The organism is Parabacteroides faecis (assembly GCF_014647375.1).
In the GTDB taxonomy this organism is placed as follows: Bacteria; Bacteroidota; Bacteroidia; order Bacteroidales; family Tannerellaceae; genus Parabacteroides; species Parabacteroides faecis.
The window spans coordinates 154,201-179,721 of record NZ_BMPB01000009.1 but is presented as its reverse complement, the minus strand read 5'-3'; the positions used below and the strand labels follow the sequence as shown (position 1 = coordinate 179,721).

The 25,521-nt window shown below is 42.3% G+C and carries 20 protein-coding genes and 2 tRNA genes; 16 read left to right on the top strand and 6 right to left on the bottom strand.

Annotation, left to right across the window (positions count from 1 at the left end; genetic code table 11):
* Positions 1-3: 3 nt before the first annotated feature.
* Together IEY67_RS14770 and IEY67_RS14765 are read right to left on the bottom strand one after the other, a co-directional pair.
* Entirely contained in the window at positions 4-1,266 is a 1,263-nt protein-coding gene (locus tag IEY67_RS14770; protein WP_122353811.1) for a glycosyltransferase, read from the bottom strand.
* Positions 1,267-1,278: 12 nt separating this feature from the next.
* A complete protein-coding gene (locus IEY67_RS14765; RefSeq protein WP_122375037.1) occupies positions 1,279-3,213 on the bottom strand; it encodes a glycogen debranching enzyme N-terminal domain-containing protein in 1,935 nt (644 codons plus the stop codon).
* Positions 3,214-3,812: 599 nt separating this feature from the next.
* Here IEY67_RS14765 and IEY67_RS14760 point away from each other — a divergent pair.
* The 4 genes from IEY67_RS14760 (at position 3,813) to IEY67_RS14745 (ending at position 8,621) form a co-directional block, all read left to right on the top strand.
* Complete coding sequence (locus IEY67_RS14760; protein WP_183672121.1) at positions 3,813-5,888, top strand: M3 family metallopeptidase; 2,076 nt, start codon at positions 3,813-3,815, stop codon at positions 5,886-5,888.
* Between the two features lie 85 nt (positions 5,889-5,973).
* Complete coding sequence (locus IEY67_RS14755) at positions 5,974-6,408, top strand: dCMP deaminase family protein (RefSeq protein ID WP_122353814.1); 435 nt, start codon at positions 5,974-5,976, stop codon at positions 6,406-6,408.
* A 13-nt stretch (positions 6,409-6,421) separates the two neighbouring features.
* The gene (locus tag IEY67_RS14750) at positions 6,422-8,143 is read left to right on the top strand and encodes a S41 family peptidase (RefSeq protein WP_122353815.1); all 1,722 of its coding nucleotides are present in this window, start codon (positions 6,422-6,424) and stop codon (positions 8,141-8,143) included.
* Positions 8,100-8,621: a 5-formyltetrahydrofolate cyclo-ligase gene (locus tag IEY67_RS14745; RefSeq protein ID WP_229801086.1), complete on the top strand. Its 522-nt coding sequence runs from the start codon at positions 8,100-8,102 to the stop codon at positions 8,619-8,621. The genes IEY67_RS14750 and IEY67_RS14745 overlap by 44 nt, the downstream gene beginning before the upstream one ends.
* On the opposite strand, the gene IEY67_RS14740 is transcribed toward IEY67_RS14745, so the two are convergent.
* On the bottom strand, positions 8,611-8,904 hold the full coding sequence (locus IEY67_RS14740; protein ID WP_122353817.1) for a DciA family protein: 294 nt from the start codon (positions 8,902-8,904) through the stop codon (positions 8,611-8,613). The genes IEY67_RS14745 and IEY67_RS14740 overlap by 11 nt on opposite strands.
* Complete coding sequence (gene recF, locus IEY67_RS14735; RefSeq protein WP_183672119.1) at positions 8,901-10,004, bottom strand: DNA replication/repair protein RecF; 1,104 nt, start codon at positions 10,002-10,004, stop codon at positions 8,901-8,903. The genes IEY67_RS14740 and recF overlap by 4 nt, the downstream gene beginning before the upstream one ends.
* 137 nt (positions 10,005-10,141) lie before the next feature.
* On the opposite strand from recF, the gene IEY67_RS14730 reads away from it, so the two are divergent.
* From IEY67_RS14730 to IEY67_RS14715, 4 genes are all read left to right on the top strand, one after another.
* Complete coding sequence (locus IEY67_RS14730) at positions 10,142-10,825, top strand: tetratricopeptide repeat protein (protein ID WP_122375033.1); 684 nt, start codon at positions 10,142-10,144, stop codon at positions 10,823-10,825.
* Positions 10,826-10,900: 75 nt separating this feature from the next.
* On the top strand, positions 10,901-11,383 hold the full coding sequence (ribH, locus tag IEY67_RS14725; RefSeq protein WP_122353820.1) for a 6,7-dimethyl-8-ribityllumazine synthase: 483 nt from the start codon (positions 10,901-10,903) through the stop codon (positions 11,381-11,383).
* Positions 11,384-11,438: 55 nt separating this feature from the next.
* Positions 11,439-11,521 (top strand) — tRNA-Tyr (locus tag IEY67_RS14720).
* Positions 11,522-11,547: 26 nt separating this feature from the next.
* Positions 11,548-11,620: transfer RNA gene (locus IEY67_RS14715), tRNA-Gly, on the top strand.
* A 407-nt stretch (positions 11,621-12,027) separates the two neighbouring features.
* On the opposite strand, the gene IEY67_RS25430 is transcribed toward IEY67_RS14715, so the two are convergent.
* A complete protein-coding gene (locus IEY67_RS25430; protein WP_158607079.1) occupies positions 12,028-12,300 on the bottom strand; it encodes a helix-turn-helix domain-containing protein in 273 nt (90 codons plus the stop codon).
* Positions 12,301-12,733: 433 nt separating this feature from the next.
* On the opposite strand from IEY67_RS25430, the gene IEY67_RS14705 reads away from it, so the two are divergent.
* The 8 genes from IEY67_RS14705 to IEY67_RS14670 all read left to right on the top strand — a co-directional run bounded on the left by IEY67_RS14705 (position 12,734) and on the right by IEY67_RS14670 (position 23,263).
* Positions 12,734-13,288: a helix-turn-helix domain-containing protein gene (locus tag IEY67_RS14705; protein WP_122353822.1), complete on the top strand. Its 555-nt coding sequence runs from the start codon at positions 12,734-12,736 to the stop codon at positions 13,286-13,288.
* Between the two features lie 11 nt (positions 13,289-13,299).
* A complete protein-coding gene (locus IEY67_RS14700; protein WP_183672118.1) occupies positions 13,300-14,955 on the top strand; it encodes an AMP-binding protein in 1,656 nt (551 codons plus the stop codon).
* Positions 14,956-14,969: 14 nt separating this feature from the next.
* Positions 14,970-16,055, top strand: a complete 1,086-nt coding sequence (gene proB, locus IEY67_RS14695) for a glutamate 5-kinase (RefSeq protein ID WP_183672117.1) — start codon at positions 14,970-14,972, stop codon at positions 16,053-16,055.
* Between the two features lie 47 nt (positions 16,056-16,102).
* Entirely contained in the window at positions 16,103-17,356 is a 1,254-nt protein-coding gene (locus IEY67_RS14690) for a glutamate-5-semialdehyde dehydrogenase (RefSeq protein WP_183672116.1), read from the top strand.
* 34 nt (positions 17,357-17,390) lie between these two features.
* Positions 17,391-18,344, top strand: a complete 954-nt coding sequence (locus IEY67_RS14685) for an N-acetylornithine carbamoyltransferase (protein ID WP_075558714.1) — start codon at positions 17,391-17,393, stop codon at positions 18,342-18,344.
* A 208-nt stretch (positions 18,345-18,552) separates the two neighbouring features.
* On the top strand, positions 18,553-19,566 hold the full coding sequence (locus IEY67_RS14680; protein WP_183672115.1) for an FAD:protein FMN transferase: 1,014 nt from the start codon (positions 18,553-18,555) through the stop codon (positions 19,564-19,566).
* A gap of 109 nt (positions 19,567-19,675) precedes the next feature.
* On the top strand, positions 19,676-21,829 hold the full coding sequence (locus IEY67_RS14675) for a RagB/SusD family nutrient uptake outer membrane protein (RefSeq protein ID WP_183672114.1): 2,154 nt from the start codon (positions 19,676-19,678) through the stop codon (positions 21,827-21,829).
* Positions 21,830-21,973: 144 nt separating this feature from the next.
* Positions 21,974-23,263: an NAD(P)/FAD-dependent oxidoreductase gene (locus IEY67_RS14670; protein WP_183672113.1), complete on the top strand. Its 1,290-nt coding sequence runs from the start codon at positions 21,974-21,976 to the stop codon at positions 23,261-23,263.
* Between the two features lie 154 nt (positions 23,264-23,417).
* Here the strand turns inward: IEY67_RS14670 and IEY67_RS14665 are convergent, their stop codons facing one another.
* Positions 23,418-25,514: an outer membrane beta-barrel family protein gene (locus IEY67_RS14665; RefSeq protein WP_183672112.1), complete on the bottom strand. Its 2,097-nt coding sequence runs from the start codon at positions 25,512-25,514 to the stop codon at positions 23,418-23,420.
* Positions 25,515-25,521 lie beyond the last annotated feature (7 nt).

The window sequence follows — 25,521 nt, the reverse complement described above, 5'->3', positions numbered from 1 at the left end:
TCGTTATTTATTAATCACTTGTTCGTAGATACGGCGAACTTTCTGTCCGGCATATTCCCACTTGATATTATCTACCTCTTTCTTTCCTTCCACTTTCAGGAATTCATGCATAGCCGGATAGGTAATAATAGAATACATGGCATCAGCCATCGCTTCAATATCCCAATAATCCACCTTCACCGCATAGTCCAGAATCTCCGCACAACCCGACTGTTTTGAAATTATAGACGGGACACCACATTGCATGGCTTCAAGCGGAGATATACCAAACGGCTCTGATACAGAAGGCATTACATACACATCACTAGCCTTGAGCACTTCGTACACTTGTTTACCTTTCATAAATCCGGTAAAATGGAAACGGTCGGAAATATTGCGTTCAGCCGCCAAACGGATCATCTTATTCATCATATCACCGCTACCAGCCATCACAAAGCGTGTTTTCGGAGCTTTAGCCAACACTTTAGCTGCTGCTTCCACAAAATATTCAGGGCCTTTCTGCATAGTAATACGTCCCAGGAACGTGATTACTTTATCTTTCACTCCCTTCTTATCCTGGATAGCCAGGATTTCGGGACTCATTGGTTCCACTGCATTATGAACGGTCGTTACTTTCGACGGGTCCTGATGATATTTTTCAATTACCGTCTGACGAGTCAGGTTACTAACAGTCATAATATGATCGGCATTATCCATACCGTTCTTTTCGATAGCATATACATCCGGGTTCACATTACCGCGACTTCTGTCGTAATCGGTTGCATGCACATGAATCACCAGAGGCTTACCGCTGACATTCTTTGCATGGATACCGGCCGGATAAGTCAGCCAGTCGTGTGCATGTATTATATCGTACTGCTCTGTACGAGCAATTACACCGGCTACAATGGAATAGTTATTGATCTCTTCCAGCAAATTATCCGGATAACGTCCGGAGAATTCCATACACCCCAGGTCGTTCACATGACGATAACTGAAGTCTGCATATATATGGTCACGATATTCAAAATATTTCTGTGGGTCCATAAACTTGGACAAGCGATTTTTCACATGTTCCATGTCTACATCGCGCCACACGATCGGGACATTACAAACTCCTATGATTTTAAGAAAACTCTGGTCTTCATCGCCCCAGGGTTTCGGTATACAAAATGTTATATCCATATCCGGCTGCATAGCCATGCCTCTGGTCAGTCCATAACTGGCCGTTCCTAATCCTCCCAGGATATGCGGAGGAAATTCCCATCCAAACATCAATGCTTTCATCTGGTACTTGTTTTATTCGGCGTTATACTTCTTCAATAAATCCACTACCCTGAGAATAGCGGCCACATTCATTGCAAACGAAATAGCACCACGACCGGTGAACGGTGGGTTACCATCGAACAACTCCGGTATAGTACCGATGCAATGCAATGACATTTCATCCTCCATACTTATCAACATACGTTCGGCAAAAGAGACACCGCTCTTTCCGAATACCCGAAGATAAGCTTCCAGATACGCTCCCAATAACCAGGGCCATGCCGTACCTTGATGGTAAGCCTGATCACGCTCGTATTGCGGACCGACATAATAAGGTCTGTAGCCTTCACTCTTCGGACTAAGCGAACGCAGTCCTTTAGGTGTCAACAGTTCTTTCGTAACGATATCTACGACGCTGCGTTTCTGAACTCTCGTCAGCGGAGAATAAGGAACAGAAACAGCAAAGATCATATTAGGACGTACACTCCAATCCACAATAGAACCATTCACCGAATCAAACAGATAGTTATATCCATTCACGAATGTTTCCTGGAAAGAAATATCCATTGCCTTGATCAGCTTATCGTATTTTTCGATTGGCACGCCGCCCATCAATTCTGTATAGAAACAAAGAGCGTTATACCACAGGGCATTGAACTCTACTATATAACCGGAACGAGGTACAACAGGTTTACCGTTTATGGTCGAGTTCATCCAGGTAATCGCTTTATCGCGGCCATTGGCAAATAGCAGGCCATTTTCCATCACCTTCATATCCGGATGTTTCTGCCCGGAGATAAACTCTAATATCTCATTCACAAATTCTCCATACAGTTCTTTGGCACGTTCGATACCTGCCTCTCTGGCATACTGTTGTATAGCCCAGATAGCCCACAGGAACACATCTGGTTCATCTATTTCACGAATAACTGCATCCGGTTTATTTTCAGCCATATAAGCCCTTACAGCCGGCATGGCTGTGTGCATAATCTTTTCAAAACGCACAGGGTCGGCAATAGACAGGGTACAACCGGGAAGTGCCACAAACAAGTCTCTTGCACGCACTTTGAACCACGGATAGCCGGCCAGCAGATAAGCATCGTCTTCTTTCGGACGGAAATAAAATTGCTGTGCCGAGTTCTTCAGACAGTTAAAGAAGCTGGTACGCGGCGTACGGGCATTCACCTCGTTTTCATACAAACTCTTCAAACGCGTAGTGGCAACCGGACTATCACCGGCACTGAATATGATTGATTCTCCCTTTTTGATAGGAATTTCAAAATAACCGGGGACATACAGGTCTTCCTTATACGGATAACCTCTCTCCTGTTCTTTCGGGTATTCAATCCCATTATACCAATAAGGTTCATAAACAAATTTCACTTTCTTATTGAACTGCATATATAATTCCGGATATCCATGATACATGCAAGTCTTTATCCCGTTGGGTACTTCTGTATACGACTGATTCACATTCCCGTTAGCCTGGGTTAGTGATTTTACGCTACGAAAAGCAAGGAAAGGGCGGAAACGGAGGGTGGTTGCAGAATGGGCGTCTTCAAGAGTGTACTTGATCATGATGCGGTTTTCATACAAAGAAAATACTTTTTCCTTTGAAAAAATAACCCCTCCAACCCGATAGAGTGTACGTGGAACTGTATCTGAACTATACTCGCGGATATATTTATGTCCCTTAGGGCTAAAGTTATCCCCTTGGTATTTATGTAAACCCAGGTTGAACTCCGCACCATGTTGGATCACTGTTTCATCCAGTGAAGAAAGCAGCACATGGTTATCGTCGTCTATCTCGGGCACAGGCATAACGAGTAATCCGTGGTATTTTCTTGTATTACAATCCACAACAGTCGTACAATGATAAGCCCCCGTCCGGTTGGTTCGGAGTACTTCACGAGTCAACGACTCCTCCAGGTTTATCATTACTGTTTTGTCAAATTTAAGATAACTCATATTTGTATTTGGTTTTAAGTTTATGCTTATATAATTAAAATGATATGATATCCAGACCAAATGTATCACTTAAAAACTAAAAAAACAAACTAGCTTTCATATTTATTTAGAAACTCTATTTTTTTAAAACAACGAAGATATTGATAAATAACAGATTAGAAAATGTAGCACGACCAGAGATGTGTTGTCAAACACATACTAAGTTGTTAAAAACATCAAATACACCACACTATGAATATCTTAGACTTGCTCTAAAAAGGTTCGAATTTCATTACTTTCGGACAACTACACTTGATTACGAGAACAAAATATTTATTCTACGGGTTATAAAACAAAGAATCGTATGTAATGAAGACTATTTCTTCACATTGTAATTGCTTGTCGATAATTGTCGGTAAACCTGTCGACAATTATAGGTAAACTTGTCGATAATTATGAACAAGTCTGCCCACAATTATCGATAGGCAAACAGATAACGAATCGAATAGGAAATCTGCAGGGGAATTATTCTATAACCCAGGTATTTTTTCCATATTTGCACCTTAAAAAGAAATATCAGGGAAATAATCAAGAAATATAATATATAATGTATAAGAGATATGACACAAACAGTAAATAATCCATTCTTTCAACAATATAATACTCCGTTTGCAACACCTCCTTTCAACGACATAAAGATCGAGCATTACGAACCTGCATTCGATGAAGGAATCAAACAACTGGAAAAAGAAATTCAGGAGATAGCAGAAAACGAACAACCTGCTACTTTCGAAAACACAATCGTTGCATTGGAAAGGAGTGGCAAGCTACTTGAAAAAGTAAGTTCAGTATTCTTCAATGTGCTTAATGCAGAAGCTAATGATGAAATGATGGATCTTTCACAACAAGTCTCCCCGAAATTATCGGAAAGTTCCAATAATATATTTCTCAACGAGAAACTGTTCGCACGTATTAAAAATATTTACGGACAAAAGGAACAGCTAAGCTTATCAACGGAAGACGCCAAATTACTGGAAGATACGTTCGAATCATTCTGCGTACGCGGAGCAAATTTAAGTCCGGAAGACAAGGAGAAATATCGTAAACTCAGTTCAGAGCTAAGTACCTTGACGCTAACCTTCGACCAGAATGCATTGAAAGACAAAAACAGATACGAACTGCTCCTCACAGAAGAAAAAGATCTGACCGGACTTCCCGAAAGCATCCGCGAAGCGGCAGCACACAGGGCAAAGGAAAAAGGGAAAGATGGTTGGCTGTTCAACCTGTCTGCCCCCAGTTATATTCCCTTCATGCGCTATTCGGCTCTACGCCCTCTGCGTGAAGCTATGTACCGGGAATATATGAGCATCGGAAATAAAGGGGATGAATATGATAACAAAGAGATTATCCGCCGGATCGTCAACATCCGGTTGGAAATAGCCCGGCTCATGGGACACAACACCTATGCAGAATATTCACTCAAACGAACGATGGCTAAAACACCGACCAACGTATATAGGCTGTTGGAACAATTACTAAAAGCTTATAAACCGGTTGCTATCAATGAATACAATGCCGTTCAGGGCTTCGCGATGGGAATTGAAAAAGAGAATATCACCGTCATGCCCTGGGACTGGAGTTATTATTCCGAAAAACTGAAGGACATCCGTTTCAATGTAAATGACGAGATGACGCGTCCGTACTTCGAACTGAATAATGTTAAAAACGGTGTCTTCGGACTTGCAACACAATTGTACGGAATCACATTCAGGGAAAACAAAGAAATTCCTGTTTACCATCCGGAAGTCGATGCTTACGAAGTATATGATGCCGACGGTAAATTTCTTTCTATCCTGTATACAGACTTCCATCCACGCGACGGTAAACAATCGGGAGCCTGGATGAACAGTATCAAAGAGCAATACAACGAAGCCGATGGTAACGACAGCCGTCCACAGATCATCATTGTTATGAACTTTACGCGTCCGACAAAAACCAAACCGTCCTTACTGACTTTCGACGAAGTGAATACCCTCCTGCATGAGTTCGGACATGCGCTGCACGGCATGTTCGCCAAAGGGAAATATGCCAGCCTGTCCGGTACGAACGTGTATCGCGACTTTGTAGAACTTCCTTCCCAACTTATGGAAAACTGGTTGACGGAAAAAGAATTCCTGGATCAGATCGCCGTACATTACGAGACAGGAGAAAAGATACCTCAGGAGCTTATCCGCAAGCTAGTCGATGCCGCCAATTTCAACACAGGATATTTCTGTTGCCGCCAACTGAGTTTCGGTATGCTGGATATGGCATGGCATACCCGGACAGAACCATTTGATGGAGATGTTATCGCTTTCGAGAAGCAGGCATGGGCACAGACCGTTATTGTTCCGGAAGTATCCGGGACATTGATGAGCAGCAGTTTCGGTCATATCTTCTCCGGAGGCTATGCAGCCGGATATTACGGATATAAATGGGCAGAAGTGCTGGATGCAGACGCTTTTTCCGTTTTCAAGGCAACTGGGATATTCAACCGTGAAACAGCCCGATCATTCCGTGAAAACGTCCTGTCGAAAGGAGGAACAGAAGACCCGGCTATATTGTATAAACGCTTCCGCGGACAGGAGCCGACCATCGATGCCCTGCTTATACGAAACGGCATTAAACAGGCTGAACCGAAAGCAAATAGCAATTGATATAAAAATAGCTAAACATACAATAGTTAAATCAATTATATTTACCTTTGCTAGCTAAAATAATAAGTACAAAATCAGGTAAACAATGTGCGAAAAAACAGAAAAGCAATATGAATTAGATAAACGTTATCTGAGAATGGCCGCAGTCTGGGCCGAAAATTCATATTGCAAACGGCGACAGGTCGGTGCACTGATAGTTAAGGACCAAATGATTATTTCCGATGGATACAACGGGACACCTGCCGGTTTTGAAAATATCTGTGAAGATGAAAATAATGTAACCAAGCCCTATGTGTTACATGCCGAAGCTAATGCCATAACAAAAGTGGCGGCATCTTCAAACAGCAGCAAAGGGGCAACAATCTACGTTACTTCGGCACCTTGTATAGAATGCGCCAAACTGATTATCCAATCAGGTATTAAGCGTGTTGTATATTCAGAGAAGTATCGGATGGAAGACGGATGCAATTTATTGCAACGTGCAGGTATTAGCATAGATTATATTGATATAAACGAATAAAATATACGTTTTTATGGACAAAAACAGAAGGTTAACTATTTGGTTACCTGTTATCATTGCAGCTAGTATTGCTCTCGGTATCTTTATCGGGAACAACTATCTTTCTCTTACCCAACATGGTAAACGCCGGATGTTTTCCAGCGGGAATAAAATAAATGCCATACTCGATATTATCGATGAACAGTATGTCGATACTGTGAATATGGGTAAGTTGGTGGAAGGCACAATACCTAAAATATTCAGTGAGCTAGACCCCCACTCCGTTTATATCCCTGCCGAAGATGCAACGATCGTAAACGAAGACCTGGAAGGTTCATTCAGTGGCATCGGGGTTTCATTCAATATGCAGACAGATACCATCCTGGTGATCAGCGTCATCCCTAAAGGTCCGGCCGAAAAGGCTGGATTATTGCCGTTCGACCGTATCATCACGATCAACGACTCCATTTATTCCGGGAATAACACCAGCCAGGCAAAGATTATGCGTACACTACGCGGAGCGAAGAACAGTACGGTTAAACTTGGTGTGAAACGTGGAGGTGCTCCCGACCTGCTTTACTTCGATGTGACACGCGGAGATGTTCCGGTTAATTCCGTGGATGTTTCTTATGAGGTGAGTAAAGGAATCGGTTATATCAAAGTTAGTAAGTTTGGACGGACAACCTATAACGAATTTATCACAGCGATTGCCAAACTGAAAGAAATGGGATGCAGTTCTTTCGTCATCGACCTGCGTGGAAATACCGGTGGCTATATGGATGCTGCTATCAATATGGTTAACGAATTTATGCCGGAAGGACGGCTAATCGTTTACACAGAAGGTAAAGCATTCCCGAGAAACGATGTGTACACCAATGGTACCGGTACTTGCAAAGAGACTCCTATCGTTGTCCTGACAGATGAATTTTCAGCTTCTGCCAGTGAAATTTTCTCAGGTGCGATCCAGGATAATGACCGCGGATTGATCATCGGACGCCGTACCTATGGAAAAGGGTTGGTACAATCGCCCATCAAACTAAGCGATGGTTCAGAAATCAGACTGACGATTGCCCGGTATTATACGCCTTCAGGACGAAGTATTCAAAAAGACTATAAATTGGGAGATTCCGCAGACTACGATCAGGATCTGTATAATCGCTTCATTCATGGTGAATTCGATTCAGCTGACAGTATCAAGAATACACACACGGAAAAATATCATACCATGATCGGACGAACCGTCTATGGCGGTGGCGGTATCATGCCGGATATCTTCATTCCGCGTGATACGAGCGGCATCACTACTTATTTCACCAGCATTGTTAACAGCGGAACGCTTTATCTGTATGCTTTGGAATATTCTGATCAGAATCGTGAAAAGTTATCATCGTTCACGGATTATCAGGATCTGTACAAATATTTACAATCTCAACCTTTGTTGTACGATTTCACCAATTTTGCAGCATCCAAAGGCATCAAGAAACGTCCGAACCTGATCAATATATCAGGCAAACTGATCGAAAACCAGTTACATGCGTATATTGTACGGAATTTCTTCGACGAAGCCGGATTCTATCCGATCTTCCTGAAAGACGACCCTACTTTATTACGTGCCATTCAGATCATAAACGAAGGAAAATCGATTCCTACATTAGAGAAAAAAGATGCAGATAAAGGAATTGCAAGAATCCAAGCAACACCTTCGAAAATACATAGCCTCTCTAAAGAGTTCGTACGAGAAGACTACATTGCTTGATTTTTCTGGAACAATACTGAAGCAGCTGGAAGGGACTGAACTCTTCCGGCAGGCTTCTTGTGTCGCATTATACAACGCTATCCCCGGAGAAGTTCAGACAGCCACTTTTCTCGAAAAATGGTATGATAAAAAACAACTTCTCCTCCCACTGGTAGTTGGCGACGATCTTCGTTTATTACCTTACGAAGGAATAGATTCCTTAAAACCCGGAGTTTTCGGCATTCTGGAACCTGCCGATCAGGAAACGACTATTCCTGAAACGGATATTGATCTGATCGTTGTTCCCGGTGTGGCATTCGACCGCCAATTGAACCGCATGGGACGCGGAAAAGGATATTACGACCGGTTATTATCCACTTTACAAGCACCTAAAATTGGAATCTGTTTCGATTTTCAGTTACAGGAAATGATCCCGGTTGAACCTTTCGACAAAAAAATGGATATGATCATTACAGAAAAAGAAGTTATTACCGGATAATTATATCATGAATAACAGTAGCACCAGCATATTCATTCAAGCTCTTCACCAACCTTTCGCGGCATAAAGTAAGCTCACTCCTTAATACGGAAGAAGTCAGCGATACATATAATATATGATCGCGTACATATATATTACGGGTATATTGCATAACCATCGGTCCGAGCACCTCTTTCCAGGCACGTTCCACCCGAATCTCCAGAATCTTTTCATAAAGTTCCGTATTATCTTCAAAGAAATCTCTCAGGACTTCACCGATAGCTTGTGTGTTCCGCCGTTTCATACACGATCCTCCATAGGTTGCACCTCACCCTGTTCTACCCTGAACAAGGCATAATCATGATTCATAGCTTGCAGTATTTCATCCAGATATTTCCTGTTGGTATCAGTTATAAATATTTGTCCGAAACTGTCACCGCTAACCAGTTTTATAATCTCGGCAACACGAGCCGCATCCAATTTATCAAAAATATCATCCAAAAGCAAAATGGGAGTCGTCTGGCCTTTTCGGTTAAGAAAAGCGAACTGGGCCAATTTTAGCGCAATCAGATAAGTTTTGTTCTGTCCCTGAGAACCTACTCGGCGGATCAGCTGCTCATTCAGTGTCATTTCCAGTTCATCTTTATGCACGCCGTTGGATGTATATCCCAGGATACGATCACGTTCCCTGTTGGCAGCCAATGATTCTGTCAAGTCTCTATCCTCCAACTGGGAAATATAGCGTAATCCGACCTGTTCGGTAGAACGGCAAATAGTCTGATAGTACTCATTGAAAATAGGAATAAAACTCTCCACCAGTAATTGACGCTTATCGAAAACCATTTTTCCGTACATACTCATCTGCATTTCCAATACTTCATACAAAGCGGCATCCGTACTTTGATTCTTAAGAAGCATATTACGCTGAAGCAACGCCTTGTTATACTGTATCAGAGCATGCAGATATTGCTTGTCCTGCTGTGAAATGATCAGGTCCAGAAATCGGCGTCGTTCGTCACTTCCGCCACGGATCAAATCCGAATCAGCAGGTGAAACCATGACTAAAGGCAATAGTCCGATATGTTCGGACAATTTTTCATATTCCTTTTTATTCCGCTTGAACTGTTTTCGCTGACGGCGACGGATAGCACAGAAAATATCCTCCGCCCTCCCTTCGTAATCATACTCTCCCTGGATCACACACATCTCCTGATCATTGTTGATGATCTGACTGTCAAGAGTATTTATATGACTCTTACAAAACGAAAGATAATGGATCACGTCCAACAGGTTCGTTTTCCCCATCCCGTTATTTCCAAAGAAACAATTCATTTTCGGGGAGAAAACAACTTCCGCCTGAAGAATATTTTTGTAGTTGAGAATAGAAAGCTTTCTGAGTATCATCTGTACTTTATTAATCGTACAAAATTAAAAAATATACTTCTAAGTATAGATTATATCAGTAAAAAAAACTACTTTTGCGCTTTGAATTGCCATTGGCATAAATCTGTAGATAAAATAATAAATAACTATAACACATTATGGCTACTAAGGGAAAAGACACCAACAAGGAGTTAGAAGTAGAAGAGATTGTTTCGAGATCGGAACAGTTCATTGAAAACAATTCAAAAAAGATCATTTACGGAATTATAGCTATCGCACTTGTTGTTGGAGCTGTTCTGGGAATTAAACACGGTTATTTGATTCCTCAGGAAAAGAAAGCAGCCGCTGCTATATTTAAAGGAGAACAGTATTTCGCTAAAGACTCTTTCAATCTGGCATTGAACGGCAATGGAGCTGATTTCGACGGCTTTGAAGGAATCATTGATCAATATGGAAGCACAACTTCCGGTAATCTGGCAAAAGCCTATGCAGGTATCTGCTATTTCAAAATGGGCGATACGGAAAAGGCTATTGATAAACTGAAATCATTCAGCGGAGATGACAACATGATTTCTCCGGCTATTATAGGTTTGATCGGTGACTGCTACGTAAATATGGGTAATATAAAAGAAGGTATCAGCTATTTCGAAAAAGCAGCCAAGAAAGCAGACAACGAAGTGATCAGTCCGGTTTATCTGAAAAAAGCAGGTATTGCTTACGAAAACCAGAAACAGTACAGTGATGCTGTTAAAGCATATACTACGATTAAAGAAAAATATTTCAACTCAATGGAAGCTGCCGATATCGATAAATATATCGCCCGTGCTTCTGCTGCTAAATAATATAATCATACGATATAAACTATATAAGAGGATGTCTCATCAAAAAAGGCATCCTTTTATTTTAAATATAGAGTTATGGCTACAGCTTATCAAAATTTATCAGATTACGACTTCAACAGCGTTCCGGACGGCTCAGAAATGACATTCGGTATTGTAGTCGCAGAGTGGAATAAGCACATCACAGAAAAACTACTGGAAGGTGCCTGTAACACGCTGGAAAAACATGGTGTAAAACCGGAAAACATATATGTCAAACGTGTACCGGGTAGTTTTGAACTGACTTTCGGAGCCAAACGTATGGCTGAAACAAAAGATGTAAATGCCGTGATCGTTCTGGGATGCGTTGTCAGAGGCGATACTCCCCATTTCGACTATGTTTGTTCAGGCGTTACACAAGGTATTACCGAGTTAAATCTGATGTATGATATTCCGTTCATTTTCGGTCTGTTAACTACTGACAACATGCAGCAATCGGAAGACCGAGCAGGCGGTAAGTACGGAAATAAAGGGGATGAAGCAGCAGTGACTGCATTAAAAATGATTCATTTTTCTGACTAAACGCTTGCAGGTTTCAAAAATAATCGTACCTTTGCATCGCAATTGAAAATAATAGGGGCAGTTACCAGAGTGGCCAAATGGGGCTGACTGTAACTCAGCTGTCTTTCGACTTCGGTGGTTCGAATCCATCACTGCCCACTAACTTTTCAAAAGCAATTAAAATTGCGGAAGTAGCTCAGTTGATAGAGCATTAGCCTTCCAAGCTGAGGGTCGCGGGTTTGAGTCCCGTCTTCCGCTCTCAAGAAAAGGATAATCGAAAGGTTATCCTTTTTTTATATGCAAAAGTCCCGACTTTCACAAGCCGGGACTTCCTTATTACTAACCAAAAAACTATGGAAAAATAAAGTTGATCAACTCTCTCCAAACAAAATACGTAAACTTAATCATAGCCCACTAATATTTTAGAAAAAGTAGTCCGACAAACGTCTTTATCGGACTACCCAAAGAAGAATCACTTCTTCTTTCTCTTCTTCATAGTCAAGGTATATTAACACTTCATTATTTGTATCAAACTCTTAAACCTTTTCTTTCCAGCAAATGAATAACAAAAATTCCACGCAGACAAGAAAAAGCAAGATACAGAAAGGACAAAGCCATTTTTGTCACATGCCAAACCCGAAAACGACAGGTCTGTCAACAATTTGTCAACAAAACATATTTCTTTTGAATACTTGAAGATGCCGGTATTCGGTCGGAGATACATTTTTCACAGACCTAAAACTCCTGACAAAAGTTCGTGTTGTTTTAAATCCAGAAGCATCTGAAATCACGTCTATCTTCATATTGGATGGATCAAGTAATAAAGTACACGCGTATTTAATACGCTTTTCTCTAAGATAATTTGAAAAAGTTAAATCATATTTGGCTTTCAATGTTTTATTCACCAAATCTTTCCTGATATGGCACTGATGTGCCATTACTACTATATTTATATTTTTATCCTGAAAGTGTTTTTCATTTATCAGGAAATTATTAATCCTTTTGCACACTGTATCATATACAAGCTGATCTTCGGGAGATACTTCAGTTATATTCGTTGAACGAGTACAATTTATATACCCTAGACATTTATTCTGTACTTTATACAAAAAAAGAATGAATATCCTACATGTAACAACAATCAGGTAAACATGAAAAAAATTTCTCCCCATTATACTCTTTATTAGTCTGATTCAAGGTAATATTATCGTAAAGAAAGCGTTACCGCTTGAACTTCAAAGCAAATATAAGATTTAACAATCTCTTTTCCAAAGGAAATATCCAAATAACATTCTATCCCCCATTTTTCTAGTCATTTTGCTTTTTATTCATATCTTTGGGGCAACATAAATATATTAATAATCTACGGAGATGAACGAACAGATAAAACAGATAGCTGAGCGTCTGGCCGGATTGCGGGACGCACTGGAGATTACTCCTGAAGAGATCGCCAAGGTCTGTAACCTGACCACAGAGCAATACCTGGAACTGGAAAGCGGCACAGTCGATATTTCAGTCAGCCTTTTACATCAGATTTCACAGGCATACGGTGTAGAACTTACTACCTTGATGTTTGGCGACGAACCTAAAATGAGTTCTTATTTTATTACTCGTAAAGGTAAAGGTATCGCTGTTGAACGCACCAAAGCCTACAAATACCAATCGCTGGCTGCCGGATTTGTCGGACGTAAAGCCGATCCGTTCATGGTTACTGTTCATCCGAAACCGGAAGATGAGCCTATTTATCTGAATTCGCATCCCGGACAGGAATATAATCTGGTATTAAAGGGCCGCATGCTCCTGCAGATCAATAACAAAGATTTGATCCTGGAAGAAGGAGACAGTATATATTTTAATTCCGAACTGCCTCATGGTATGAAAGCGTTGGATGGAGAGAAGGTCAGTTTTCTGGCTATCATTTTATAAATTAAAAAGTCATGTTAGAAAGATTCTTAGATCAGACGACCTTTACGTCGCAGGAAGATTTTATAAATAACTTCAAAATAAAAGTACCCGAAAATTTCAACTTCGGATATGACGTGGTAGATGCTTGGGCTGCAGAAGAACCCGACAAAAAAGCCTTGTGCTGGACAAACGACCAGAGTGAACATATTGATTTCACTTTTGCCGAACTGAAGAAATATACTGATCAGACGGCTGCCTATTTCCAGTCTTTAGGAATCGGGCACGGCGACATGGTCATGTTGATCCTGAAACGTCGTTACGAATTTTGGTTTTCGATCATCGCACTACATAAGCTAGGAGCCGTAGTCATTCCGGCAACTCACCTGCTGACAAAAAAGGATATTGTCTATCGTAATAACGCTGCCGATATAAAAATGATCGTTTGTGCCGGCGAAGATATTATCACCAAACATATTATCGATGCACTGCCGGAATCTCCGACTATTGAGAAATTAGTTTCCGTAGGTCCGGAAATACCGGAAGGTTTCGAAGATTTCCATAAAGGGATCGAAAATGCCGCACCATTCATACGCCCGTCTCACCCGAACAGCAATGATGACATTTCATTGATGTATTTTACCTCCGGAACGACAGGTAATCCGAAAATGGTGGCACACGATTTCACTTATCCGCTGGGACATATCGTAACCGGTAGTTTCTGGCACAACCTGCACCGTGACAGCCTTCACCTCACCATCGCCGACACCGGCTGGGGGAAAGCCGTTTGGGGAAAACTATACGGACAATGGATTGCCGGAGCAACCGTATTCGTTTACGATCACGAGAAGTTCACTCCTGCCGATATGTTACAAATGATCCAGGATTACAAGATCACCTCTTTGTGTGCACCTCCTACGATCTTCCGTTTCCTGATCCGTGAAGATATGACGAAATACGATCTGTCTTCCCTGCAATATTGTACGATTGCCGGTGAAGCACTGAACCCTGCCGTATTCGAAGCATTCTATAAACTCACCGACATTAAATTAATGGAAGGATTCGGTCAGACGGAAACAACACTGACTGTTGCTACATTCCCATGGATGGAGCCGAAACCAGGTTCTATGGGGGTACCTAACCCGCAATACGATGTAGACCTGATCCGTCCGGACGGAACCCGCGCAGAAGATGGAGAACAGGGACAAATCGTTATTCATACGACTCAGGGCAAACCGATCGGTCTGTTCAAAGAATATTATCGCGATGCCGAGCTTACTCATGAAGCCTGGCACGACGGCATGTATTATACGGGCGACGTTGCCTGGCGTGATGAAGACGGTTATCTGTGGTTTGTCGGTCGTGCCGACGATGTGATCAAAAGCTCCGGTTACCGCATCGGCCCGTTCGAAGTGGAAAGTGCACTGATGACACACCCTGCTGTTGTCGAATGTGCGATCACAGGTGTACCTGATGAAATTCGCGGACAGGTGGTAAAAGCTACGATTGTACTGGCGAAGGATTACAAGGAGAGAGCGGGCGAAGCATTGATCAAAGAATTACAGGATCATGTTAAGCGCGTTACCGCTCCATATAAGTACCCTCGTGTAGTAGAATTTGTCGAAGAATTACCTAAAACCATCAGCGGTAAAATCCGCCGTGTGGAAATCAGGGATAAAGATAAAAAATAGAAGATTACACGAAAATGACATATCAGTTTACACGGATAGCAGTAAAGATAGGAAGTAATGTATTGACAAGAAAGGATGGCTCACTCGACGTCACCCGTATGTCGGCATTGGTTGATCAGGTTGCGGAGTTACACCGCAACGGAGTAGAAGTGGTATTAATATCTTCCGGAGCAGTAGCCTCCGGAAGAAGCGAGGTGAAACCCGGTAAGAAGCTCGATGCCGTCTCTGCCCGCCAACTCTATTCAGCAGTAGGTCAAGCCAAGCTGATCAACCGCTACTTTGAGTTATTCCGCGAACATAAGATCGCTTGCGGCCAGGTTCTCACCACAAAGGAGAACTTCGGTAGCCGCACGCATTACCTCAACCAGAAACATTGCATGGAGGTGATGCTCGACAACAAAGTGATTCCTATCGTCAATGAGAACGATACAATATCCGTTACCGAACTGATGTTTACCGATAATGATGAACTATCCGGCCTGATCGCTACCATGATGGGGATGGATGCGCTTATTATCCTGAGTAATATCGACGGTATCTATAACGGTAATCCTGCCGATCCGACAGCAACGGTCATCCGGGAGATTGACGGTGGTAAACAGGATCTTTCAGAATATGTACAAACCAGCAAATCATCTTTCGGACGTGGCGGAATGCTGACGAAATGTACTATCGCGCAGAAAGTAGCTGACGAAGGAATCACCGTGATTATTGCTAATGGCAAAAAAGAAAATATCCTGCCTTCGTTATTGGCAAAAAGCAGCCAGACCGTATGTACACGTTTCATACCGGCATCCAAACCAGTCAGCAGCGTAAAGAAATGGATCGCTCACTCTGAAGGTTTCGCCAAAGGAGAGATACACATCAATCAGGGTACGGAAGAGGCCTTAACCGGAAACAAGGCTACCAGCCTGTTGTTGGTGGGCGTTACCGCTATCATCGGGGACTTCGAAAAGAATGATATCGTAAAGATCATTAATGAAGAAGGTGAACAGATCGGAGTCGGTTGTGCCGGATACGACAGCCGGGAAGCTACTGGTCTGATCGGTCAACGTGATTTGAAACCGCTTGTTCACTACGATTACTTATATCTGGATTAATTAATAGGTATGTTTAATCATGGGAAAAGATAATATCAGGAAATAATATGTCAACAAATATAACAGAGTTATTAAAGCAAAGCGTTACCGCATCCCGTCAACTTATCACGTTAAGCGACGAGGCTATAAACCGTATCCTGACCGATACAGCTGACGAACTGATAAACAGACAGGCGGAAGTTCTTACGGCCAACGAGAAAGACCTGGCCCGTATGGACCCGGCCAATCCCAAATACGACCGTTTGAAACTGACCACCGATCGCCTAGCCGGTATTGCCGGAGACATGCGGAACGTAGCCTCACTCCCCTCGCCGCTCGGCAATGTGATCAGTGAAGCCATCCGCCCGAACGGCATGGCAATCCGTAAAGTATCGGTGCCATTCGGAGTGATAGGCGTTATCTACGAAGCACGTCCGAATGTCACATTCGATGTTTTCTCTCTATGCTTCAAAAGTGCAAACGCCTGTGTACTAAAAGGTGGTTCTGATGCAGACGACTCCAATCATGCATTGGTTACTATCATCCATACCGTGTTGGAACGCCACGGCATCGACCCGGCCGTTTGTACTTTATTACCTCCCGAACGAGAAGCGACAACGGAACTGTTGAATGCCGTCGGCCTGGTAGACCTTATCATTCCCCGTGGCAGCAGTTCGCTGATCAATTTCGTGCGCGACAATGCCCGCGTGCCGGTTATCGAAACAGGAGCCGGTATCTGCCATACTTATTTTGACAAAGATGGAGATAAAGAAAAGGGACAAGCCATCGTAAACAACGCCAAGACCCGCCGGGTAAGCGTTTGCAATGCATTGGATTGTCTGATCATCCATCAGGAACGGCTCAACGATCTTCCTTTTATCTGCGATAAACTGAAAGAGAGCGATGTCACGATCTATGCGGACGAGCTGGCTTTCGCAGCTTTGTCGGGACAATACCCGCCAGCACTGCTGCAACCTGCCAACGAAGACAGCTTCGGTACCGAGTTCCTCGACTACAAGATGAGTATCCGTACCGTAGCATCGCTCGAAGAAGCACTGGAACATATTGCCTGTTACAGTTCTAAACATAGCGAAAGCATCGTCAGCGAATCATTCGAAGCTATCCGCCTGTTCCAGCAACAGGTAGATGCCGCCTGTGTCTATGCCAACGTATCGACCGCTTTCACCGACGGCGCACAGTTCGGTTTCGGGGCAGAAATCGGTATCAGCACCCAGAAGTTACATGCCCGCGGACCGATGGCTTTACCGGAACTGACGACTTATAAATACATTATCGAAGGAAACGGGCAAATACGAAAATAATACCTATTTTTGTATCCATCATTAAATTAATAATATGAGACATTTCACTTGTGTACAGGATTTAGGCGACCTGAAGCAGGCGCTTAACGAAGCTTTCGAGATCAAGAAAGACCGCTTTCAGTTCACAGAACTTGGCAAGAACAAGACGCTGTTAATGATATTCTTCAACTCCAGCCTGCGTACGCGCCTCTCTACCCAGAAGGCTGCGATGAATCTGGGGATGAACACGATGGTTCTCGACGTGAACCAGGGTGCGTGGAAACTGGAAACCGAACGCGGCGTCATCATGGATGGAGACAAACCGGAACACCTGCTGGAAGCTATTCCGGTCATGGGTTGCTACTGCGACATCATCGGTGTGCGTTCTTTCGCCCGCTTCGAAAACAAGGAAGACGATTACAACGAAAAGATCATCTCTGAATTTATCAAGTACTCCGGTCGTCCGGTATTCAGTATGGAAGCGGCTACCCGCCATCCGCTACAAAGTTTTGCCGACCTGATCACAATCGAGGAATATAAGAAAACAGCCCGTCCGAAGGTGGTTATGACTTGGGCTCCGCATCCCAAGTCTCTTCCGCAGGCTGTCCCCAACAGTTTTGCCGAATGGATGAATGCGACGGATTATGAATTTGTGATTACCCATCCGGAGGGCTACGAACTGGATCCTAAGTTCGTAGGCAATGCCCGTGTGGAATACGATCAGAAGAAAGCCTTCGAAGGTGCAGACTTTATCTATGCCAAAAACTGGGCCGCTTATACCGATCCTAACTACGGTCAGGTATTAAGTAAAGATCGTGCCTGGACTGTCGATACGGAAAAGATGGCACTGACCAACAATGCTTATTTCATGCACTGTCTGCCGGTTCGCCGTAACATGATCGTTACCGACGACGTGATCGAAAGCCCGCAAAGCATCGTGATCCCGGAAGCCGCCAATCGCGAAATTTCGGCACAGACGGTACTGAAAAAGATATTGATGGGATTATAACCCTAAAAACGAAGTCTCTATTTCGTTTCACAACTGGATTTCTTTCATATCACAGTTGGATTCCGTCTGTTTCACAGATGAGTTTCTTGTGTTTCACAACTGTGATATGAATAAATAATTGGACCTAATAAACACAACCTGCCGGATAAAGCGAACAAAGACCGAGGTAGCTGGCTATATCCGGAACATAATTTATCTCAACTAAAGCATGAAACATTCCTACTTACTTCCAGCTGGTCTGTCTTTTTTCATCATCTCCTTATTAATCGGTTGCAAACAACCTGAACAGTATTTTAAAGTAGCAGGAATACTTCACACTCCTTATCAGATTCAATTCTGTTATACCGAGTCGCTGGAAGATGAGATCCATGCAGAACTTCAACGTTATTACCATTGCCTCAACCCGTTCGATTCTACCTCAGTCATTTCTCAGGTCAACAGGAATAAAGACATAGAAGTGGACGATCTTTTTGTGGAGGTATTCAACAAAGCAAAGGAAGTATCCGAACAAACCAATGGCATTTATGATATTACTTGTGCCCCTTTCATCAATCTTTGGGGATTCGGGTTCAGCAAAAATGACAGTGTCACACCTGCGATGATAGATAGCATACGTGCTTTTGTCGGATATCAGAAAATACGTTTGGAAGGAAAGAAAGTAATCAAGGATGATCCACGCATCCTGCTGAATTGTTCTTCATTGGGAGACGGTTGCAGTTGCGAGGTCATTGCCCGGCTGTTCGATAGTAAAGGTATTGAAAATTACATGATCGACATAGGCGGTGAAACGACAGTCAAAGGAGTCAACCCTAAAGGAGAGTGTTGGCGTATCGGTATCACCAAACCTACCGACGATCCGATGGGTGTCAACCAGGAGTTACAGGAAATCGTACAGTTATGTGGTCGTCATGGCCTTGCCACTTCCGGTGACTATCGTAATTTCTATATCAAAGACGGAAAGAAATACGCCCACACCATCGATCCCCGAACCGGTTATCCGGCAGGTCAACCGATCCTCAGTGCCACCATCGTTGCTGCCGATTGCATGACAGCCGACGCCTACGCAACAGCTTTCATGGCCATGGGCCGGGAAGAAGCCCACAAAATCCTGCAACAGCATCCGGAACTGGAATATCTGTTCATTTATGCCGACGAGAATGGGGATTTCCGCACAGATTACTCAGAAGGCTTCAGGAAACACCTTGTCTCTGTAAACAAATAATCAGTTCCAAAGTGTTAATTATCAGATATTATATAATGTATGTGATTTTATTTCGTTTATTTTACCAGTGTATTAAAAAACAAACGTTTACCTATATTAAAAACAAATTATGACAAGAACAAACATTCTTAGCCTATTAATTGTGCTGACATTCTTCTTTAGTTGTTCTGATGATGAAAAAAACAACAAACCCCGTGAATGGAATATTCAAGGTAAAGTAGAGAAAGGTCCATTCGTAAAAGGTTCTACTGTAGACATACAAGAACTGAACGAGTCGTTATCTCCAACCGGAAGAAGTTTCACAACAACGATTATAGATGACGAAGGGAATTTCAACCTAAACAATATTACTTTGGAATCTCCGTATGTTTTGCTTAAAGCTGAAGGATATTTCTTTAATGAAGTCAATGGTGACCTGTCAAACGGCCAAATCACTCTTCAAGCTCTATCAGACCTTTCCGATGGTACATCTATAAACATCAATATCCTGACCCATCTGAAAAAAGACCGACTGATACAACTGATTAAACAAGATAAACTTTCTTATAAAGAAGCTAACACACAGGTTCAAAAGGAATTATTAACAAGTTTTGGACTTCAAAAATATGCAGAGAAAGAATTCAATACATATTCTATCACAGCCGGGACAAATGAATCAGGAGCTTTAATAGTCGTATCTGCAACATTATTAAATGGCAAATCAGAGGCTAAACTAACAGAATATATGGCTAGTATTAGCGAAGATCTTAAAGTTGATGGAAAACTATCTGACCAACATAAGGAAGATATATGGGATAAAAGTACACAATTGAATGTTACTTCTATTGCAAACAACATCGTGGAACGGTATAAATCCTTAAATAAGGATGTAAATGTTCCCGATCTGTCTTATTTTATTGATTGGGATAGAGATGGAATAGCCGGCAATGAATTTGGAGTCGGAAACAAAGATCTAAGCTTTGAAATGGATACGCTTAAAGTAGGAAAAGAGGGTGGTATATTCAAAGTGAAGGTTAACAGCCAGATAAAATACAAAGTATTTAAAATGGATAATATATCAGAAGGAACTTATGATTGGGGACTCCGGAAACCGGAATTCAAGAGTACGATTTCCGATAATGACTACCTGGAGTTAACCATAGAACCGGCCAAATCAATTTTAATGACAACTGATAATGTCATTATCACCAGCTTGGATGAACAGACCAGTGCTACTTTATGCATCGCACAAGAAGGTGACTTTAATAAAGAAATTGCCAGCAATGATGTAAAAAATCTTTATGCTAATATTCTATTGGGAATGCGTAATTCCTTCTATCAAAACTATTTGATGGAAGCGTTCTATTCACAAAGTTTCAATAATTATGAAAATAAAGCCTGGGAAGTGTTCTTTAACCATGAACTGGACTCATACAATTCAACAGTTGCCCAAGCATGGGAACTAGCATACAAAGCACTTCCTATCATGCGCACATATAAACAATTGTCCGAACAAAATAATGTAGAATTAGGTCTGGCCGCATTTACAAATCTGGAAGCAATAGTTTATTACCAGTTAGCAATCCTATGGAGTAACGTTCCCTATGTAAAAGACAACGGAATAGATGCTCCCATAAATCAAATGAAAGAAAAAGATTTATTCGCTCTATTTGAAGATCAGTTATTACGGTGTATTGAATTATTCCCTGCAAAGAAAAATAATAATCTAATATTCGTATCTAAAGATACCCCCAGAGCTGTATTAGCAAAAATGTATATACAAACTGGAGAATATACAAAGGCACTCGGATTGTTAAACGATATCATTAATAATGGAGATTACAATATTGAACCTTCCAGAGAAAAAGCATGTGGTTCCAACAGCCAAGAACTCATATTCTCATTGATTCAAGATGGCAATAGCGATTATTGCAATCTAATACTCAAAAGTGATCGTCTTCCGGTTTTCACCTACACGGATATTGTATTGTCAGCTGCCGAATGTGAAATTCATACAGGTAATAAAAGTAAAGCAACCGACCTCATTAATACTGTCAGAAATAAACGAGGCAAAGAAAGCATAAATACAGATAATGTAGAGACAGCCCTGACTACTACTTGGGAAGAAGAATTAAAAGGATTCTTCTCTTACTTTGCTTATTTGAAAAGGAACAATCTGGCAGAAAGTAAACTGAATATTGAAACCTATCAAAAGATATTCCCGATACCGGAAAGAGAAACCTACTTTGGTATCAATCAAAATCCGGGATATTTAACTAAATAAATTCCTTTAATTACCTATAAGACGAAGTGCAGCCAAAAGAGTAAATGGTTGCACTTTGTTGCATCTACCGCTCATTCTCAATCGTTTCAGACAAACTTATTCCCCCATCCGATTGTTCTATTATAAAACATAAAATAGAACATCATGGGCTTCAACATTGCAAAAACAGATAAGAAAAGGGTTGTTATTATTGGTGGTGGTTTTGGGGGATTAAAGCTGGCCAATAAACTGAAAGGAAGCAACTTCCAGGTAGTCTTGATTGACAAGAACAATTTCCATCAGTTCCCCCCCTTATTGTATCAGGTAGCATCATCCGGTCTGGAGCCGGGATCAATCATATTTCCTTTCCGAAAGATATTCCAGAAACAAAAAGACTTCTACTTCCGAATGGCAGAAGTGAAAGCCGTTATCACCGAACGAAACCTGATCGAGACATCGATCGGTGAACTGAGCTACGACTATCTGGTGATAGCCTCCGGTACCATCACCAACTTCTTCGGTAACAAGAATATTGAAGAAAAAGCATTACCGATGAAAACGATTCAGGAAGCTCTTGAACTAAGGAACACCCTGCTTTCCAACTTTGAAAAGGCTACAATCTCTACCGACCCGGAAGAAAAACAAGCACTGATGAATGTGGTTATCGTTGGTGGTGGAGCCACTGGCGTAGAAGTTTCCGGAGTACTGGCTGAAATGAAAAGATTCGTTATGCCGAAGGATTATCCGGACCTGAAACAGTCGGATATGAATATCTATTTGATAGAAGGTTCTCCCAGGCTACTTGGAGTAATGTCTACCGAAGCATCCGAGAACGCAGAGAAATTCCTGAAAGAGATGGGCGTAAACATCATACTGAATAAACGGGTAACAGACTATCAGGATGGAAAAGTCATACTGGATGACAACTCCACTATCACAACCAAAACCCTCGTTTGGGTCAGTGGTGTAACCGCCACGCATTTTGATCATATCGATAAAGAAGCATTGAACCGGGGTGGCCGGATCACAGTCAATGAATTTAACCAGATGCCAGGGATGACAAACGTATTTGCTATCGGCGATGTTTGTTTCCAGACAGAAGAAGAATACCCGAACGGCCATCCGCAAGTAGCCCAGGTAGCTATCCAGCAGGGAAGTCTGCTTGCAGATAACCTCAAACGCCTGGAATCGGGAAAAACATTGAAAGCCTTCCATTACATAAATCTCGGAACACTGGCAACCGTAGGACGCAACAAAGCTGTCGCCGATCTAAAAAAGCTGAAGTTACAAGGGTTTATTGCCTGGATGGTGTGGATGCTGGTTCATTTACGTTCTATCTTGGGGATCAAGAATAAGTTGATGGTACTGATAGAATGGGTATGGAGCTACTTTACTTACGATCAGTCTATTCGTTTGATACTTTATATACCCAAAAAGAAAAAGGATACGATATAAAATGAAAACAAGAAGGTATGTCAAAAGACGATATTTACCGGACGAAGATGTCGCAGACGGGCGCTGAGTAACGCAGATAGATTAATTATCAATAAAATAAGTCTGCGTTAATCTGCGTATTCTGCGACATCTGCGTCCGGTTTATTTATTTTGATTATAAACTATAAGTAAGCGTTAACCACGTAACCCGGGCATCCCGATTACGGATTTGCTCCATATGCATTTTGCTCGTATCGATAATCGTTGTCTCCTCCAGACCGTCGAAGATATTATTGATACTTAAGTTAGCACGTAATTTACGATTCATAAAATACTGCGAGAGTCCGGCATTCACACTGCTGTGGCTCTTTATTTTTCCCTGCGGTGTCAACTGGTCCGAAATAAAGAAACCATCCAACTGAAACTCGGTGGTCGGTGTTATGGCAATACTTACACTCCCCTTCCAATCCGTACAAACCATCGATTTCTTTTCATCATAGCCGACCGTACGTCCGTCAATCTCATCTTTATATACATTTCCGGAGAAACCGATATTCAGTATACGGATAGGATTCCAGTTGCCGGACAGTTCAAAACCGAATGACTGGCTGTGTCCGATATTCTCTTTCTGCCAGACAGACTCATCATTCACCACTTCCATGATCCGGTTTGACTTATTCCGGTAATAAATAGCCGGAGAGAAACGGAAACGATCCGCCACCAATAAATAAGACAACTCCAAAGAATGAATGAACTCATCTTTCAGGTCAGGATTTCCCTGTGTCAAATGCGTCGGGTCGCCATACTGAATGAAAGGATTCAGATCCGCTCCGTAAGGACGGATCACCCGTTGCAGATAACTCAACGACAGGCTACCGGATTTACTGGTTTGCAAAGACAGTTTCACACGTGGATAGAGATGGAAACGAGTATGACTTCTTTCCGAATCCGAAGTCTCCGACTTATCCACTTCCGGGACATAAGTCTTAAACTCCTGTGCATTTATCTCCGCCTGTAAACCAGCCTCGGCTGAAAAACGATTCCATCGCTTATCTACAGAAGCATACAGCAAATGAGTATTCCGGTTGAAAGAATAATCGTATGTCTTATTATCTACCGGAGTCCAGATATCGTCATCCAGGCTGATATCGTTCGTCTCAGTCCTGTACTTTTCATCTTTTATACGTCCGATATAACCGGCTTTGAAATACCAATCGTTTGTAAACAATTTACTGAATGCGGCAGACAAATAATAATTATGTTTGTCCTGATTGGCGAACATATTATCTTTCTTCAGGATATTTCCGGTGCCCGGCTTTTCATTCTCATACTGATTATCCTCGTCGTAACTAAAATCATTGTAATTGAATGTCACACTCAACTGGTCCAGCGGATTGGCAAAACGATGATTCCATCTCGCTTCCACAGCATAAGCATCCTGACGCTGGTCGTTGTAACGGTGGCGCGTCATCTGATTCTTCACAGTCCCGTCCGGATTCAAGACCTTATTATTGATCCCGCCATAACGGCTGTAATCCATTAAATGATACAGTCCATATACCGTCAGCAGGTCATTTGAAGTCAGATCGTAACCAACGCTCAAATCCGCCAGATGAACATCGGGACGTGCCTTCGCATTGTTATTCATCAGGGTTGTACCCGCCTCCGTCCATGTAGTCTTATCGAATGAACGTTCACGGTATTCCTTACGATAATTATATTTTCCGACAATATGGAATTTACCCGGATGCAGATTGACGACCGCACCGACATTATACCGTTCCTGTAACCCGGCCCCCAATGTAACCGTCAAAGGAGAATCGGATTTCGTATAGTTGGCAGAAGAAAGATTCAGTACACCGGCATCACCGTCGGGAACCAGCAAGATGTCGGGCAGGGCAGACATGGAGATACGGTTGAAGAACAAAGCAGGCAACTGGATCAGGACATCTCCGCTATATTCTTCCAGCAATCCGTAAGGAATACCGTTGATCAGCATCCCCGCCTTACTGGAACCGCGATAAGTCACTCCCCCTTCAATATCAGTGACCAGCGAAGGCATCTGGCGAAAGGCTTCCGAGACAGTCCCCGTCACACTACTCAGGTTCTTATCAACCTGCAGACGTTTGACCTCTCCCCCGTTCAAACCGGAAAAACGCTTTCCCTGTATTTCTACATTTTGTAACAACAGATTCATGTCGACCGGATTCTGGGATGACAACGCATGGCTGAACAACGCGACAACTGGGATAATGAGTAGATTTCTTTTCATATTGATA

Excerpts from the sequence above, each read along its gene's own strand:
- IEY67_RS14675 (WP_183672114.1), top strand. The coding sequence starts at position 19,676 with ATGACAAGAACAAACATTCTTAGCCTATTAATTGTGCTGACATTCTTC.
- proB (WP_183672117.1), top strand. The coding sequence starts at position 14,970 with ATGACATATCAGTTTACACGGATAGCAGTAAAGATAGGAAGTAATGTA.
- IEY67_RS14770 (WP_122353811.1), bottom strand. The coding sequence starts at position 1,266 with ATGAAAGCATTGATGTTTGGATGGGAATTTCCTCCGCATATCCTGGGA.
- IEY67_RS14680 (WP_183672115.1), top strand. The coding sequence starts at position 18,553 with ATGAAACATTCCTACTTACTTCCAGCTGGTCTGTCTTTTTTCATCATC.
- IEY67_RS14670 (WP_183672113.1), top strand. The coding sequence starts at position 21,974 with ATGGGCTTCAACATTGCAAAAACAGATAAGAAAAGGGTTGTTATTATT.
- IEY67_RS14705 (WP_122353822.1), top strand. The coding sequence starts at position 12,734 with ATGAACGAACAGATAAAACAGATAGCTGAGCGTCTGGCCGGATTGCGG.
- IEY67_RS14760 (WP_183672121.1), top strand. The coding sequence starts at position 3,813 with ATGACACAAACAGTAAATAATCCATTCTTTCAACAATATAATACTCCG.
- IEY67_RS25430 (WP_158607079.1), bottom strand. The coding sequence starts at position 12,300 with ATGGCACATCAGTGCCATATCAGGAAAGATTTGGTGAATAAAACATTG.
- recF (WP_183672119.1), bottom strand. The coding sequence starts at position 10,004 with ATGATACTCAGAAAGCTTTCTATTCTCAACTACAAAAATATTCTTCAG.
- IEY67_RS14665 (WP_183672112.1), bottom strand. The coding sequence starts at position 25,514 with ATGAAAAGAAATCTACTCATTATCCCAGTTGTCGCGTTGTTCAGCCAT.
- IEY67_RS14690 (WP_183672116.1), top strand. The coding sequence starts at position 16,103 with ATGTCAACAAATATAACAGAGTTATTAAAGCAAAGCGTTACCGCATCC.
- IEY67_RS14730 (WP_122375033.1), top strand. The coding sequence starts at position 10,142 with ATGGCTACTAAGGGAAAAGACACCAACAAGGAGTTAGAAGTAGAAGAG.
- IEY67_RS14755 (WP_122353814.1), top strand. The coding sequence starts at position 5,974 with ATGTGCGAAAAAACAGAAAAGCAATATGAATTAGATAAACGTTATCTG.
- IEY67_RS14765 (WP_122375037.1), bottom strand. The coding sequence starts at position 3,213 with ATGAGTTATCTTAAATTTGACAAAACAGTAATGATAAACCTGGAGGAG.
- IEY67_RS14685 (WP_075558714.1), top strand. The coding sequence starts at position 17,391 with ATGAGACATTTCACTTGTGTACAGGATTTAGGCGACCTGAAGCAGGCG.
- IEY67_RS14740 (WP_122353817.1), bottom strand. The coding sequence starts at position 8,904 with ATGAAACGGCGGAACACACAAGCTATCGGTGAAGTCCTGAGAGATTTC.
- IEY67_RS14750 (WP_122353815.1), top strand. The coding sequence starts at position 6,422 with ATGGACAAAAACAGAAGGTTAACTATTTGGTTACCTGTTATCATTGCA.
- ribH (WP_122353820.1), top strand. The coding sequence starts at position 10,901 with ATGGCTACAGCTTATCAAAATTTATCAGATTACGACTTCAACAGCGTT.
- IEY67_RS14700 (WP_183672118.1), top strand. The coding sequence starts at position 13,300 with ATGTTAGAAAGATTCTTAGATCAGACGACCTTTACGTCGCAGGAAGAT.